General features: G+C 41.1%; 19 protein-coding genes and 1 tRNA gene. 13 read left to right on the top strand and 7 right to left on the bottom strand.

All coding sequences use genetic code 11. The features are described from left to right. The first annotated feature begins 21 nt into the window (after window positions 1–21). Window positions 22–441 carry a hypothetical protein gene (locus BB781_RS10145; protein ID WP_094228379.1) on the top strand — a complete coding sequence of 140 codons (420 nt, stop codon included), beginning with the start codon at window positions 22–24 and terminating at the stop codon, window positions 439–441. Here BB781_RS10145 and ftsA read toward each other — a convergent pair whose 3' ends face one another. Both ftsA and BB781_RS10135 read right to left on the bottom strand, forming a co-directional pair. After that, window positions 442–1,797 (bottom strand): coenzyme F390 synthetase, encoded by a 1,356-nt coding sequence (gene ftsA, locus BB781_RS10140; RefSeq protein ID WP_094228378.1) that lies wholly within the window; start codon window positions 1,795–1,797, stop codon window positions 442–444. Window positions 1,798–1,814: 17 nt separating this feature from the next. Continuing rightward, window positions 1,815–3,932: a thioredoxin domain-containing protein gene (locus tag BB781_RS10135; RefSeq protein ID WP_094228377.1), complete on the bottom strand. Its 2,118-nt coding sequence runs from the start codon at window positions 3,930–3,932 to the stop codon at window positions 1,815–1,817. A gap of 244 nt (window positions 3,933–4,176) precedes the next feature. Here BB781_RS10135 and BB781_RS10130 point away from each other — a divergent pair, with 244 nt between their 5' ends. Beyond that, the gene (locus BB781_RS10130; RefSeq protein ID WP_094228376.1) at window positions 4,177–4,623 is read left to right on the top strand and encodes a PEF-CTERM sorting domain-containing protein; all 447 of its coding nucleotides are present in this window, start codon (window positions 4,177–4,179) and stop codon (window positions 4,621–4,623) included. 34 nt (window positions 4,624–4,657) lie between these two features. Here BB781_RS10130 and BB781_RS10125 read toward each other — a convergent pair whose 3' ends face one another. Next, complete coding sequence (locus BB781_RS10125) at window positions 4,658–5,137, bottom strand: hypothetical protein (RefSeq protein ID WP_242492618.1); 480 nt, start codon at window positions 5,135–5,137, stop codon at window positions 4,658–4,660. Window positions 5,138–5,302: 165 nt separating this feature from the next. Between BB781_RS10125 and queC the strand changes: the two genes are divergently transcribed. The 6 genes from queC to BB781_RS10095 all read left to right on the top strand — a co-directional run bounded on the left by queC (window position 5,303) and on the right by BB781_RS10095 (window position 9,762). Beyond that, complete coding sequence (gene queC / locus BB781_RS10120; protein ID WP_094228406.1) at window positions 5,303–5,998, top strand: 7-cyano-7-deazaguanine synthase QueC; 696 nt, start codon at window positions 5,303–5,305, stop codon at window positions 5,996–5,998. 33 nt (window positions 5,999–6,031) lie between these two features. Beyond that, window positions 6,032–6,589 carry a DUF366 family protein gene (locus BB781_RS10115; RefSeq protein ID WP_094228374.1) on the top strand — a complete coding sequence of 186 codons (558 nt, stop codon included), beginning with the start codon at window positions 6,032–6,034 and terminating at the stop codon, window positions 6,587–6,589. Next, window positions 6,589–7,305: a 7-carboxy-7-deazaguanine synthase QueE gene (locus tag BB781_RS10110; protein ID WP_094228373.1), complete on the top strand. Its 717-nt coding sequence runs from the start codon at window positions 6,589–6,591 to the stop codon at window positions 7,303–7,305. The genes BB781_RS10115 and BB781_RS10110 overlap by 1 nt, the downstream gene beginning before the upstream one ends. 1 nt (window position 7,306) lies before the next feature. After that, on the top strand, window positions 7,307–7,654 hold the full coding sequence (gene queD, locus BB781_RS10105) for a 6-carboxytetrahydropterin synthase QueD (protein WP_094228372.1): 348 nt from the start codon (window positions 7,307–7,309) through the stop codon (window positions 7,652–7,654). A gap of 91 nt (window positions 7,655–7,745) precedes the next feature. Next, window positions 7,746–8,684 carry a nitrogenase cofactor biosynthesis protein NifB gene (nifB, locus tag BB781_RS10100; RefSeq protein WP_094228371.1) on the top strand — a complete coding sequence of 313 codons (939 nt, stop codon included), beginning with the start codon at window positions 7,746–7,748 and terminating at the stop codon, window positions 8,682–8,684. Between the two features lie 106 nt (window positions 8,685–8,790). Continuing rightward, the gene (locus BB781_RS10095; RefSeq protein WP_094228370.1) at window positions 8,791–9,762 is read left to right on the top strand and encodes a methanogenesis marker 2 protein; all 972 of its coding nucleotides are present in this window, start codon (window positions 8,791–8,793) and stop codon (window positions 9,760–9,762) included. Window positions 9,763–9,797: 35 nt separating this feature from the next. On the opposite strand, the gene BB781_RS10090 is transcribed toward BB781_RS10095, so the two are convergent. Beyond that, the gene (locus BB781_RS10090) at window positions 9,798–10,106 is read right to left on the bottom strand and encodes a hypothetical protein (protein ID WP_340637519.1); all 309 of its coding nucleotides are present in this window, start codon (window positions 10,104–10,106) and stop codon (window positions 9,798–9,800) included. Between the two features lie 138 nt (window positions 10,107–10,244). On the opposite strand from BB781_RS10090, the gene BB781_RS10085 reads away from it, so the two are divergent. The 5 genes from BB781_RS10085 (at window position 10,245) to BB781_RS10065 (ending at window position 13,017) form a co-directional block, all read left to right on the top strand. After that, the gene (locus BB781_RS10085; RefSeq protein WP_094228368.1) at window positions 10,245–10,940 is read left to right on the top strand and encodes a radical SAM protein; all 696 of its coding nucleotides are present in this window, start codon (window positions 10,245–10,247) and stop codon (window positions 10,938–10,940) included. Window positions 10,941–11,086: 146 nt separating this feature from the next. Further along, window positions 11,087–11,398, top strand: coding sequence for a DUF5611 family protein (locus tag BB781_RS10080; protein WP_094228367.1), 312 nt, complete (start codon window positions 11,087–11,089; stop codon window positions 11,396–11,398). Window positions 11,399–11,463: 65 nt separating this feature from the next. Then, entirely contained in the window at window positions 11,464–11,970 is a 507-nt protein-coding gene (locus BB781_RS10075; protein ID WP_094228366.1) for a chorismate--pyruvate lyase family protein, read from the top strand. 76 nt (window positions 11,971–12,046) lie between these two features. Next, window positions 12,047–12,118, top strand: a tRNA-Thr gene (locus BB781_RS10070). Between the two features lie 149 nt (window positions 12,119–12,267). Continuing rightward, window positions 12,268–13,017 (top strand): tetratricopeptide repeat protein, encoded by a 750-nt coding sequence (locus BB781_RS10065; protein ID WP_164997843.1) that lies wholly within the window; start codon window positions 12,268–12,270, stop codon window positions 13,015–13,017. Between the two features lie 161 nt (window positions 13,018–13,178). On the opposite strand, the gene BB781_RS10060 is transcribed toward BB781_RS10065, so the two are convergent. From BB781_RS10060 to BB781_RS10050, 3 genes are all read right to left on the bottom strand, one after another. Continuing rightward, window positions 13,179–13,397, bottom strand: coding sequence for a hypothetical protein (locus tag BB781_RS10060; protein WP_094228364.1), 219 nt, complete (start codon window positions 13,395–13,397; stop codon window positions 13,179–13,181). Window positions 13,398–13,509: 112 nt separating this feature from the next. After that, the gene (locus tag BB781_RS10055) at window positions 13,510–13,809 is read right to left on the bottom strand and encodes a hypothetical protein (RefSeq protein ID WP_094228363.1); all 300 of its coding nucleotides are present in this window, start codon (window positions 13,807–13,809) and stop codon (window positions 13,510–13,512) included. A gap of 128 nt (window positions 13,810–13,937) precedes the next feature. Further along, a complete protein-coding gene (locus BB781_RS10050; protein WP_094228362.1) occupies window positions 13,938–14,732 on the bottom strand; it encodes a hypothetical protein in 795 nt (264 codons plus the stop codon). Between the last annotated feature and the right edge of the window lie 508 nt (window positions 14,733–15,240).

Below are 15,240 nucleotides of genomic sequence, written 5' to 3'. Positions count from 1 at the left end.
CCAATTGGAGGTACGCAGGATATGTTCTCAGAGTTTAATCATGCGTTTGTCAATCTATTATTACAAATTTTATCGGTCCTCATACTGGCTGTTGCCATATCGCAGGTATCAAAAGACCCTGCAGGGAAACACTGCAGGCTTGTGAGCATTGCTGTATTTATGCAATTGTTTTCCATCCTTGCATTCATGTTCCCATCAATGTCAACACTTACTGAGATCGGGGTAGGTTCTTCACTGAAGACCCAGATGTACCTTCATCATCTTGCAGGCATATTCATAATTATTTTCTCTCTATACATCAAACTTGCCGTTGATGGCAGGATTAAGCCAATTGTAAATCCCTTCAACCTCATGAAGATCACCCTTGCATTATGGATTGTTGTTTTCATGGGGGGTTTAAGTCTCTATCTCTCTCTCTGGGAGGGTATTTCACTTCTGTGACTACCTTCTGTCGACAATGCGCTTTGGTCTTCCTTTGACACGATAGAATTCCATTTCACTTGGTTTTGTATAGTTGAACAGGATGTTAAGACTCCCATCAATGTATGAGTTCTCCAGGTTTTTCTTATAGGAAAAGAAAGATCTGAGGAAATTTTCCTTAATAAGTTCTTCATCGCATTTCTGAGGATCATTGCATTCCATGCTTACTCTCAGGGTTGTTTCTCCTTCATCCTCTCCTCCATAAAGAAAAGCTTCATACTCGCCGGTCAGATATTCCATGTTCTCTCTCTGGAACACACCTTTTTCAACATCAACCCGGTTAAAGGGGGTATCGGATACCCAGAATGTTTCTGCTTCTCTTTGAGGAGTCATTATTTTCATATGAGTTCGCCCACAGGCACATTTTCCCCGGCCGACTACTACTGTAGTGTCTTCGGTATCATAGTTGAGAAGTACATTTCCGCTCTTTCCCCCAACCGGCAGTAAAGTAGTGAGTATAAGCCTGCCGCACTCTCCATCCTTCACAAATTTATCCATATGCGGATCATATACGTCCAGATGTACAAGGTCCTCAGGAACATGTAAACCATTTATTTCAGTGCATTCTCCACACATGGTTCCCTCTGTGCTTCCATATGTATTGTATACTTCACAATCCCATAGTTCCGAAACATAGTTCCTTGATTCTTCTGCAAAGCTTTCTCCTCCAATTACAAGACGTTCAATGCTGGATCTTGCAGGGTCCATTCCCTGCTCCTTCATTCTTTTAGCAAGGTGAATTAGCTTGAAGATGCTTCCTACAATTGAAGTTGGTTTGTATGCTTCCATTACTCTCACAGGGAATGTACATTTTCCTTCAGGGATCATTGTCATACCAATGTTCCTGGCTGCAAGTGTCATTGTGTTTGCACCTACGTTCATGCCATAGGATGCACAGACAATAACCCGGTCGTTTGACCCAAACCCCTGGGAACGGAAACTGCGTGCATATTTTTCTGCGTATCTTTCCCAGTCTTCCCATGTGAGGAAAAAAGATTTTGGTGTTCCGCTTGTCCCACTTGTTTCGTGTACAGTGAACACATCTTTCCAGTCAATAGTCTTAAATCCAAACTCATTTTCAATCGGGGGCTGGTTTTCACGAATTGTCTTTCCTGAGATGATGGGGAGTTCCAGGAGATCCTCATGTGACCTGATGTCAGAAGGTTTAATACTGTTCTCATGGAACCATTTTTTATAGAACAACGAATTATCTGCAGCATAGTTGACCGTGTACCTGATCCTCTCATCCACCAGTGCATCAAGCTCGCTTCTATCCATGGTTTCAATTTCAGGGTTATAGAATGTTCCGTTTGTCATATTCATCAGCCTGCTATCTAAATGTGTGACAGGTTTTCTATATGTTCCTTTACATTATCCATATCATTGGAAGGAAGTTTGCAGTTGTGGTTGTGGCATATGTGGACCGTTGTCTTTCCATCCATCGTTTCCATATCCTTTGTGTAAACTGCAATATTTTTAATTTTATCTTCCATTCCTTCATGTTTGAAAAGTAATACTTTTTCGGGCATGAATCTCTCATTTATAAATGTGATAATGTCTCTGGTCTCAGCATCTTCCAGATTGCCGGCAATAACTATTTCTATTGACTCTCTCATGGCAAAAGATATGGCGGACATGAATTGGGTATATCCAATGGGGGCGGCATTTACCTTCCCTGCAAAGGCCTCTATTGTCCTGTGGGCAACACTCTCAAATTCGGAGTCTGCTGTAATCTTTGCAAGTTTCAGGAGATTCATGATACACACAGAGTTCCCGGAGGGGATAGCACCGTCATATACTTCCTTGCTGCGGAATATAAGTTCTTCAGCTTCATCTGATGTATGAAAGAATCCTCCATCTTCGTTGTCGTAGAAGTGGTTCAAAAGATAATTGTTGAGTTTCAATGCGTGCTCAATATACTTTGTTTCAAAATTAGTCTGGTAAAGTTCTATAAGTCCCCATATGAAAAAGGCATAATCCTCCAGAAAAGCATCGATAGCTGCTTCTCCTTCCCGGTATCGGTGTTTCATCTTTCCATCATTATCTGTCATTTTCTTAATAAAAAAATCTGCTGCATCTCTGGCCATTTTTGCATATTCTTCTTCATCGAAGGCCTGTGCAGCTTTACAGAGTGCAACGATTGCAAGTCCGTTCCAGTCTGTGAGTATCTTATCATCTTTGGAAGGGCGAATGCGTTTCTCTCGGGCATTGAACAGCTTTCTGCTTGAGCGTTCAAGGGACACTGTGATAGCTTCAACATGATTCGTTTTTCGGGAAATAATTTCATTCATGCTCTCTGTTAAGTGAGGAATATTTTTTCCATTGAGAACTTTTGCGTGTTCATCAGTGAAGTTGCCGTCGTTATTTATATTAAATATGTCTTTGAAAAGAGCTGCATCTTCATTTCCAAGTATTTCGTCAATTTGTTCTGTTGTCCATATGTAGAATTTGCCTTCCTCTCCCTCACTGTCTGCATCTTCGGCGGAGTAGAATCCTCCTTCTTTTGATAGCATATCTCTTTTAAGGTATGTCAATATCTCTTTTGCAGTACTCCTGTGCTCCGTATTTCCGGTTGCCTGGTATGTTTCGGACAAGGCAATAACCATCAATGCCTGGTCATACAACATTTTTTCAAAATGAGGTACAAGCCATTGTCTATCTGTTGAATACCGGTGGAATCCAAAACCTATCTGGTCATAGATACCTCCCATTCTCATTGCATTTAAGGTTCTTTCTACCATCTCCAGTGCCTTTGAATTGCCTGTTCTTTTCCAGTATCTCAGTAGAAATGTAAGGTGGTGTGGTATCGGGAATTTTGGCGCCCTACCAAAACCGGCGTTCACGTCGTCAAAAGAACCGGATAATTGTTCGAATGACTTTTTTAGTATATTTTCATCAATACTTACTTGCTGTTCATTTTTCCCGGAAGTGGATACTGCAGATGTAATGGCATCGGCACTGTTAACAAGTTCTTCTTTTTTGTTGATCCATAGTTCCTTTATGGCAGGGATTATATCAATCATTCCGGGAATTCCATATCTGCTTTCCCTGGGTATGTAGGTAGCTGCATAGAATGGTTTTTTGTCCGGTGTCATCAGGATGGTTAGGGGCCACCCACCGCTGCCTGTGATTGCCTGGCAAACTGACATATATATACTGTCAATATCAGGTCTTTCTTCACGGTCTACTTTTATAGAAACGAATGAATCGTTCAAAAGTTGCGCTACAGTGTTGTTTTCAAAGGATTCTTTTTCCATCACATGGCACCAGTGGCAGGTAGAATAGCCTATTGAAAGGAATATTGGTTTCTTCTCTTCGTTTGCTTTTTTAAAAGCTTCATCTCCCCATGGGTACCAGTCAACAGGATTATGGGCATGTTGCTGCAGATAAGGACTTTTCTCTTCAATCAACTTGTTCTTTTTGTCTGAAACATTCTTTTTTTCGAAATTCAATCTGTCACTCCCATTTTACCATTTGTTCATTCTTTATGTATAGTCTCTTTAGTTTGAAATGTTCTTCCTTTTTAAATGATTTCATATGCTATGCTTTTTGTCCGGTGTCAACTTCTCAAATCTCATATTTCATAATGAGTATGATTTTCGGAAGTACGCAAATGTTTATATAGCTATCATCATCTTATAGTAAATTTAGGTAACATTGTTTCGAATCATGGCTAAAAACTAAAGGTGGTACAATATGGATAGACGATTAATTTTGCCAGTTATCATTATGTTTGCATCAGTTCTGCTAGTAAGTGGAATGGTTAATTTCCAGATGGGTTCTGCACAGGAATCTTCCGACTCTGATAACTCTGGACCGATTCTAGAAGATCCTGTAACGGTCTCCCAGAAAGCAGCTTCAACTCCTACTAAAGAAGTCTCTTCTAACCAATCAAGCGATGAAGCTCCTGAACCAGTCGCTACAATGATGTATTTTGGTGGTGGTGGAAGTGGGATACCTGCATCTTCAGCTAAACTTGTAGAGGAAGAGCAGGAAGAACAGGAAGAGCAGGAAAAAGACGAACCTGATGATGACTCAATAAACGATTCTCCTGCAACACAGGAAGTTCCTGAATTCCCGACTATTGCGATTCCAATGGTAGCAATCATAGGGATGGCATTCTTCTTTGGCAGAAAACAGTAAAATAAGAAATATGAAAACCGCTGAAAAGCGGTTTTTACAACATTATTTTTGCAAAGCCGCCAATTTTGCTTTTGCAGATATTTGCGTGTTTCTCTTCGTCTTTTATTAGTTGTTCTATATCCTGCATAAATTCAGTCTGGTCATTTTCATTCGGGAATAATTCAGTGATAACATCTAGGTTTGCATTTTTTATATCCTCGTAAGCGTTCTTTGCGAGTATTTCATACTTCAGTATTCTTTCGAACATCTCATTACTTGTCATCCCTTCAAAATCGAAGATGTGCTTTGGGAGTCCGGAGGGGGCCGTTTCTGGAACAGTTATGTCTCCTATTATTAACCATTTTTGTACAATGTTTCCGTGTTTATCGGAGTCGTGAGAAAGCACTTCAAGGGCTGCTACATTATCTTCCATCATTTCGATACGTGCTTCCCATGTGCCCAGTTGTTCCATTTCAGTCTCTATCCAGTACATTCTCTGGAGTAACTTTTCAAGAGTTATTTTATCGGTGATCATTGGCAAAATTATTCCTCTTTATTTATATATGTATTTATTATATTTATATTTACATGCTCTATATTTATTCGTTTTGAAATCTCAACGATGGTCTTTTATATTGTGTCCTTCTTTAGTAATCTTCCAGTATTACTCAAGTATTATTCATCTCATGGAGGATTATCTATCAGTTCAATTGCTTTGTTAAGTAGCGGTCTTGATTCTGTTACTGCTATTGCAGCAGTTCAGGGAAAGATCGGAGTTAAAAAGGCTCTCATATTCAACTACGGGCAGCGCTCAGTGGAGCGTGAAATTGAGAATTCTGTAAAGGTTTGTGAACACTATGGAATAGAATATAGTATTCTTGACATAAGGTGGATGAAGGAGATTACCAATACGTCCCTTGTCAATACTGACGTGAAAGTTCCCTCACTTAAGATCGAAGAAATATCCGACAAAGCAGACCCTTTAATAACTATCCAGTCTGCTAAAGCTGTCTGGGTTCCAAACCGAAATGGTATTCTCATAAACATTGCAGCAGCATTTGCTGAAAGTATGGGCTGTGAGTATGTAGTTGTAGGTTTTAACAAAGAAGAAGCTGTTACATTCCCTGATAATTCCGCAGATTTCATCACTGCTATTGATGATTCTCTTTCATATTCAACACAAAATGGTGTTAAGGTGCTTGCACCGCTTATAGGCATGGACAAAAAAGAGATCGTTGCTAAGGCTGTTGAACTAAAGGCACCATTGGAATTTAGCTGGAGTTGCTATCATGGCGCAGATGTTCCATGCGGTGAGTGTGAAAGCTGTATCCGTAGAAGAAGGGCTTTTGAGATGGTAGGTGTTCAGGATCCTTTGCTTGCCAGGCTTGGAATTTAACAGGAGACTTAATGTTTTTATTGGTGTACTAATATGAAATGTATAATTCTCGATAAAACGCTGGAATATGACGGCAGCCAGATATCCTCTCTCTGGGCCTATAATCTTGCAGATGTCCAGGCGGACTCCATCATTGCTTTCAGGGGTGGATGTGATGTTAAGATAGAGCATATGATCGATCTTGAGGACAAAAAACAGGGCGATATGATATTTTCCACAGACATGGTCCACTTTATCATAGAGCATTTTGATTCAACTGACCTGAAACTGGTATATGCAAGACAGAGGCTATTCACGGCCATAGTTGCAGAGGTGCTTTCTGAATACCGCAACGATCTTATCAGAAAGGGCGATGATCTTTTCGTGGATGGTAAAAAGCTGACAGTGTCTATTGCAAGTACATCTGCAGTGTCCCAGAAGATCCATTTCGGGATAAATGTCATGCACGACTACTATGGCAGTCTTGAAGACATCGGGATTTGCAATGATGACGTGTTAAAGCTGATGGAAAAGATTGCAAAAAGCTACTATAATGAGTTTATTGATATTGAGCTGGATCTTCGAAAATCCAGACCATTGGATGTGATCTGATGTTTGTACCTGTCAGTGAGGTATTCTGCTCAGTACAGGGTGAAGGTCCTTATGTGGGATACAGGCAGGCATTCGTTCGTTTTACCGGATGCAACCTGAAGTGTAATTACTGTGATACTCCTGCTGAAGCTACGAAGTTTTGCAGGTTTGAGGATGTTGCAGGAGCAAATGTTTTTAAGGATGTTAAAAATCCTATTTCTCCGGCTGATATCTGTGGGATGGTAAAATCATTCTCCGGACTGCATTCAGTTTCACTAACCGGTGGTGAGCCATTGCTTAATGCAGAGTTTATATCCTCATTGCAAGTGGATATTCCTCTATACCTGGAATCCAATATGACATTGCCTCATATGGCTAAAAAGATAAAGAACTGTTTATCCTACGTTTCCGGTGACGTAAAGCTCCTTCCTCATTCATTGCTTGAGGATCCGGAGCTCCATCTTGACAGTACTATTGAGTGCTTCAGGACCTTGAGAGTTACAAAGGACAGGGATTGTTTCTGTAAGATAGTTGTAACAAAAGATACACCGTTTGATGATATTGAAGGTGTTGTCGGCGCCATATCGGGCTGTATATCCAGCCTGATACTGCAGCCGGTGACGCAGAAGGACATGCAGCCTGAACCTGGCTTCCTGCTGGGTTTGCAGGAGTCCTTACTGAATGATGTTGATACAAGAATAATACCACAGACCCATAAAATGTGGGGGTGTTTATAAAATGAAAATGAGACTTGGAATAATCGATCATATTGACAGCGCCCATTATCTTCCGGGGCATGAAACATGCGGCATAGTTCACGGACACACTTACAAGACGGAGGTTGTGATCGAAGGTGAGAAAAAGGAAACAGGCATGGTTATGGACTTCTATGAGATCAAGAAGATCATAAAGGAAGTTCTTAAGGAATATGATCATGTCCTTCTGAATAACATACTGGAATTCCCCAGTGTTGAGAATCTGTGTGAACATGTTCATGCAAAACTTTCATCCCGACTTCATTTCCCGCTTTCTGTAAAAATGTGGGAAGGCGAAGGCAAGTGGTGTGAAGTAAGTACCTGTAAGTAAAGCACGATGATTGGATGTTTATACAAAACTATATCTATGAGTTTATCTTAAATTGAGCCGTGTTTATTGGAGCTGCAAAGGAGCTATATTTATGGAAACTGAAGAAACAAATATTTGCGAAATAGAAATTTCCAGGGATGATGACATTAAGAGAGTGATTGCACAACATCCTTGTTATTCTAAAGAAGCCCAGCACAAGTTTGGAAGAATCCACCTTGCAGTAGCTCCGAAATGCAATATTCAATGTAACTATTGTGATCGTAAGTTTGACTGCGTGAATGAAAGCAGACCTGGTGTTACCAGTGAAGTACTGGCTCCGCAGGAGGCTCTTGAAAAGACCAGACAGGTGCTGAAGGATTATCCTTTCATCAAGGTTGTTGGTATTGCAGGTCCGGGTGACCCTCTTGCCAATGACGCGACCTTTGAGACACTGGAGCTAATCAAGAATGAGTTCCCGGATGTGACACTCTGCCTGAGTACCAACGGACTTGCATTGCCTGAGAAACTGCCTGACCTTTTGAGGATAGGGGTTACTACACTGACAGTTACATTGAATGCCATTGATCCTGAAATAGAAGCACAGCTCATAGGTCACATTTCCTATCATGGGAAGATATACAGGGGCATTGAGGCTGCAGAGATAATGGTGAAGAATCAACTGGAGGGCATCAGACTTGCTGTAGAGGCAGGTCTTGTTGTTAAGGTCAATACTGTGCTTGTTCCAGGTATCAACGATAAGCATATTATAGAGGTCGCCAAGAAGATCAATGAGCTTGGTGTTTTTATCATGAATGTGATGCCACTTATCTGTCAGGCAAAATTCGCAGACAGGGAACCGCCATCGCCTTCAGAGTGCAAGGCTGTACAAAATGAGTGCGAGCCTTATGTCCAGCAGATGAGGCATTGCCGTCAGTGCAGGTCTGATGCATTCGGTCTAATTGGACAGGATCTCTCACAGATGAGTGAAGAGCGCAGGAATGTCATTAAACTTGACATGGAAAAGAAGATGCATCCGGATGAAAAGGCCTAGTCCTTTCATCTGTAATTTATATTACTTTATAGTAGTAACATTCTATATTTATCAGGTATTTGTCAATTGTATTTATAAATTTTATCATTATAGTGCAGGTGTTTTTTTGAATATAGGAGAACTTGCAGCAAATTTAAGGAATTTTGAAGGAGTTACCCGGAAGAAGCCAATCGCAGATATTGTGAAGATATTCGAAACGGTTCGTTCTGAGTACGGCGAGGTGATCGATGATTTCGGGGATGATGCCGCTGTTATTGATATTGGGACTGATGATGTCATACTTTTTGCCGCTGATGCTATATGGGGAAAGATAGTAAATAAAAGTCCCTGGTGGACAGGTTATACTTCCGTCGTTGTCAATGTAAACGATATATCTGCTATGGGTGGTCGTCCACTTGCGATGGTCAATGTCATGTCTTCAAGTGATCCGGAGTCTACTGAAGAGCTCATGAGGGGTATCAGGGATGGGATCAAGAAGTTCGGTGTGCCCATGGTTGGAGGCCACATGCATCCTGACACTCCCTATACTTCACTTGCTGTTGCAATCATCGGTATTGCAAAAAAGGACTGTGTTATCAGAAGTGACAGTGCAAGACCCGGAGACGTGGTGATAGTTGCCTATGACATGGATGGCAGGGTGGGCCAGAATTCCCCATACAGCTGGGATACAACTTCATTTAAGGAAGCTGCTGTTGTGCGTGAGCGTTTCATGGTCATGCAGGAGATCGGGGAAAAGAAACTGGTAACTGCCGGGAAAGACATAAGCAACCCTGGCACGATAGGTACCCTTGGCATGCTCTGTGAAGTTAGCAGGGTGGGTGCTTCTGTTGATCTTCGAAAGATACCCCGGCCTGATAATGTTGATTTTGAGCAGTGGTTGAAGATATATCCTGCAACAGGTTACGTAGTTACTGCAAAAGCAGAGAATGCTGCACAGTGTGCTGAGGTCTTTGAGAATGCCGGACTAATGGCTGCTGTAATTGGCGAGATCAATATTAGCCAGATCATTGATATTTATGATGATAGTGGCAGAGCCATTGTCTTTGACTTAAAAAATGATGATATAACGGGAATTTAAGGACTGGCTATTGAGCCTGTCCTCATATACAATATTTAATCGCTTTCTATCCAGGCCTGCAGTTCTTCATGAAGGTACTTTTCAGCAGCTTGAACTTGATCCAGAGTTCCCCTGAGTGCTATTAATTCTCTTTCATCGCACTCCACGATATTAACTCCTATTTTTCTTCCAACAGCTTCAAGTTCAAATTCTTCCACAAGATCATAGATAATGTATGATGGGGTTCCGGGAGGGATTATAAGGTCATAGAGATCATCCAGATCTTCTCCGGCATTCGTTGCTTCTTTTTTGCTTTTTGATCTTTCAAGATCCTCAAATTGCAGTTTTTTTGCCAATGTGATCACCGTCTTTCTGGTTTGATGGTGTAATACACATAAAAAGTAATCGCTGTATTTTAAAGGGTTTAGCTATTAATAGTGTTAGTTGTAAAAATGTATGTAGTTAGGATATGTTTTAAATCATTGTATATGCGGAGGGAATAAATGAGACTAATCGATTTATCAGAGGCGAAGGGACAAATCAGAATTGAATTTGGCGGGTGCAACATGAAATGTCCGTATTGCGTTCACATACATCAGCCTGTGAAGGAGTGGGAGGTTGCTGAAGTGGTGAAATACGCCAGTAAGTCCACTACAGAGAACGTATATCTTGGAGGGGCTGAGCCAACGCTTCAGAAGGACCTCTTGCCTCTGATCGAGGAACTACACAGGATGGGCAAGCATGTGATACTAAAGTCAAATGGTATGAAGCCTGATGTGCTTGAGAGTGCATTTCCGCTGGTAAATGGCTTTGTGCTTGAGATCAAGACTGCAAATGACGATATCAATGGCATAATGGAGCTTACGGGTATGTCAGAGGAGCGCAGCATGAAGTATGTGAGTCTTTTGAAGGAGTCACTGTCCATTGCAAAAAGAAAGTGGCTGAGGGTCTGGATAAGAGTAATACCTGAGTATGTGAATGCTGTAACGATGCCGCGTATACTGCCTGAAATTGAATGTGCTTCTGAGGTCATGTTGTACCAGTTCATGAGTAACCCTGAGTTTGATGATCCTTTCATGGGTCACAATAAGCCAACACCTTCATGGACAGAGATGAAAGAGCTTGGGGAAATGGTGGCAAAAACTGTTCCTCTTGTGAGGATAGTCGGTGAGAGGGGGCAGATATTGTTGCAGCAATGATGGTGTTGCAATGTGTCTGAATGTATTGTTAGGTTTTTGCATTCAAATACTGCTGCCTGATAACCAATAGGGTTAAAAACAGTGTGATGCATGGTACATACTGGAATTCTTATTCAGTTTGAGCCTTATAACAGGGGACGATACAAATGCAGGAATATAAGTTAAAGCGTGGTTTTACACCTGATATGGATAGGATATGCGAATGCCTGAAAGAGATTTTCCCAGGTGAGATCAAGAAGGACGGTGACAAGCTCATTGTTTCTTACGGGATTCTTTCCAGTCTGACTGTGTGGATTGAAAATAAGAAGCTTGCTGTTGATACGGTATCTGATACTTCTGTAAAGGACGATGCTCTGATTCTTGACTCTAACAAACGTTTCAGGGATTTCCTTTTAGCAGCTACCGGATACACTGCCAAGGAACGCCTGAAACAGGCAAAGAAGGAAGTTTCCGAGTAAATTTCCTTTGTTCCTTTTTAAGTTATTAAACCATTCATATTTAATAAATATCTGGAACGTTTAGCATGGATTTTCTTGAAAAACTGAAGAGCTTTGATATTCCTACGTGTCTGAGGGTGTGTGCAGGAACTGATGGTTCGGTTACTTTCCTGCTGGAGATCATGACCAAACATCCTACTGCTGTTGTGACGGAGTATCAGCATATCATTCCGGCTGATGAGCAGATGTCAGAGATCTTTAGTGTCAGTCCGGGCGCAGACATAAATGAGCGTGTGGTCACTCTCACTGCAGGTGAGGTCTCATACGTGTATGCAAGGTCCCTGTCCGCCATTGAAAAGATGCCTGAGGGCGTGCGCTGTGACATGATGAAAGCCGACATCCCAATTGGCAGGATACTGCGTGATCACGATATCGAAACCCGCAGGGACTTTGAAGGCATTGATATCATCGAAGACTTTCCATTATTTGGAGCACAAAAAGTCCTTTCCCGAAGCTACCGCATTGTCCATCATAATGGTGTCCTTATGTGGATTAACGAAAAATTCCCGGTGGATGATCGTTGGTGCTTATAAATCACCGGTCTTCCAACCGAAAACTTATTAATTGATTCTGTGTATTAAGGGAAAGCACCCCCATAACTGATTCTGCGCCTCGATGGCTTAGGGGTATAGCGCGTCCTTGGTAAGGACGAGGTCGCGGGTTCAAATCCCGCTCGAGGCTCTTAATTCTAAATATAAAGCCGGAGTTTGTTTTTTTATCTGTTACCTTCTTTAGAATGATTATTAAGCAAATGATCATTATATATTATGTAGATATTTGCTATGTTGTCCTGCAAAAGGTATATGTTTCTATGTGAGCATAGTTTGTGCATGGGTATTTTTAGTAAAGTCCTTGGTAAGAGCTCTACAGAGGATAAAGTAAAGCAATGTGCAAAAGAAGCTTCTGAATTGAATAGCAAGGCCAATGTGCTTGTAGAGATGGAAAGATATGATGAAGCTATCATTTTGTATGATAGGTCAGCTGACATGTGGGAGAAAATCGGCGACTTTTTTTCAAAACGGAATTTTGACGATAGGGCACAGGATGCACACAGGAGATTATACGAGGCAATGTCTGGTAAAGGATTAGTGTATTTCAGACTTGGAAGCTATGAAGATGCTCTCAGATGCATTGATCCATTTTTGGATATATACCCGGATAATATCCGTAACTGGTCCAACAGGGGTATGGCTCTTTTTTACCTTGGAAGATACGAAGAAGCTATGGAATCTTTTGACAGGGCACTTGGAATTGATCCGGAATTTACTGAGGCATTATGTTCCAAGGGTAGTTGTCTGGCTCATCTTGGAAGGTATGGTGAATCCCTTGATCTTTTCAATAAAGCCAAGGATCATGCAGATATAGCTTATTTCAATTTCCCTCGTTTTACATGGATCTCACTGACCGGCAGTTCGACCTTAAAACCGGACGTTTCACAGGCGTGCTATTTTAAGGGTGTTGTGCTTTCTATGTTAGGAAGATACAAAGAAGCTGTTGATTCCTTCGATGAAGCCATTGAAGCAAGACCAAATTTCCCTGAAGCCACGGATGCTAAAACAGAAGCGCTTTCAAAGATATGAATCTGTATTTTAATCGTTGTCGTCTATATCTGATAGGTTTTGATTTTTTAATAGTATAGATGTGAATTTTGCACTTTATATCAAGCTTACTCGATAACGGTATAACCTGAGTTCCCAAGTTTTAAGCGCATATCAGCAGGAGATGTAAATAGAAAACGCCACTAGAATTTGATTTTTACTTCTTGCCAAACGGAATAATGTTGTAAAATATAAGCACATATTTCCACATCAAGAGACGCGTATGCGCCTAAAAAGGCGGAAGTCAGGGTATAATCAACAAGGTGGATCAGTTCTGTCTCTGCTCCTTTAAGCGCGTACTCCCGAAGTGTTGCATTATTCTCATTTTTCAAGGGACTTCCCTTAAATGCCATTATTTTCATGCTATGTGCTTCTATTTTGATACAAGAATGGATTTCGTTTATAAAAATAGGTCACTATATGGCTTTGTGGGGATTATCAATTTGATGAATCTCACATTCCGCAGGTCTCACCTCAAATATAATACTTTCTACATTCCTCTCCCATCAGATCCAATATCTGCCATAATTCATCTTTCATATTTGCCACCTTTGTTTCAACTGCTGCCTCAATCACAATCTCAACTTCAGCACCTCCCCTGAAAAGGAAGAAAATCCATCTCATCGTAGGATTTTGCACCGGTTTTTCTACCTGGTTTTTGACAAAATATCCTGTCTTCTTTAGTTTTGTCCTCAATTTCCATTGCGCAATTGAATAAAGGAATAAGCATAGTACCATGACCAGATGGGCAAGTGATCTTGTAGTTATTTTCATGCGGTTGATTCATCCCCTCAGATGATCATGAGGATGAAATGAACCGGTTACATTAAAAGTGTTTAGATTTTAAGTTGACATGCGGAATGTGAGGTACAGGTAGAAATTTATATGTATTCTCAGACTGTTTATACTTTCACTGACTCCAGCATGTTCTGTTCCCTTTCATCCCATATGCCATCGATGATCGCGAACACAACATTACTGTTGTATAATGTCATCTCTATTGTGTGGTTGGTTACGACCTGGGTGACCATTTGGTCTGTCCTGTCACCGTAACCTCCGTGGCTGCTGGTGAACGTGTAGGTGAGGGTATGTTGTGAAGGATATTCGGTGTCGGAATGGTAGTCTACAAATGTCAGGTCCGAGCCATCAAAACTGTACGTGGGAGCATTCATGATCCACTCCTCAGCAATCACTTTTGCTTCGTCCTCAGATATTGACATGGCATAGCTCCTCAGATAGGTCAATGCATCATTTATTTCCCGCAGATTGGCAGGCATGTAATCATCGAAGTACGGATCGATCTTTACGGTCTTAGTCATTCCGTCCTGAGTCACTGTGATCTCTGCAGTTCCGGTGTCAACTACAAGTGGCTGGCCTTTCTGTGGTTCGTAGAGTTCTTGCATCCCGGTAAAACCATTATTTCTGAGTAGGTCAAGCAAGTTGTTGCGAGTTTCCTCGTCAATTGGTTTGATGTATCTGGCTGTCAGTTCATGCTCATAGTTGTAGTAGCTCAGATTAACCGTGGTGGAGTTAATAACAAGTTCACTCACCGCCATCTCAGCTGGAGAGTATGCTCCGTATGTCAAAAGGGTGATGACAGCGTCATCGGATATCTCCGGTGTATTATTTTGTTCTTCTGTACATCCCGCACTGAGAATGACGAGTGCCAGAAGGAATACTAGTATAATTCGTTTCATAAAGTTCTCCATAATTGTTAATCTGTTCAAGTTTATGATTGCTGCTAGTCTGTCAGCTATTGTATGGTAATGTAAGTTAACTTATTAAATAATTGTCTAAACTTCAAATTGAGTTGTAGTTATGGTTTTGGGGAAAAATGGTTGGGGAGTAGTTATTGGTCTAGTGTTCTTACTGTACACGACAGGTGGCTGCTGGTTGTCAACCCCATGCATACTGTTTACTACGGGGTTCCTCGAATCCCACAATTAACTATCAAATCCCTACGTGCTATTGTAAGAAAAATGTAACTATTCAGCCATCCTTCCAGCACTAAAGTAAAAATCAATATACTATGACCTCATTTTAACGTTCAGAAAAAAGATTTTATTGATCAGAGGGGATTTGTATAGAACGGGAAGAAATACTTGCAGTTTATGATGCTGGTCCTGAGGCAGTCGTCGAACTTGTTACTCAGCTATTTTTGATAATAGAAAAACTGGAAGAACGTGTCAAGCATCTGGAAGAGAT

This window comes from Methanolobus psychrotolerans (assembly GCF_002243045.1).
In the GTDB taxonomy this organism is placed as follows: Archaea; Halobacteriota; Methanosarcinia; order Methanosarcinales; family Methanosarcinaceae; genus Methanolobus; species Methanolobus psychrotolerans.
This window is presented reverse-complemented; position numbering and strand designations above follow the sequence as displayed.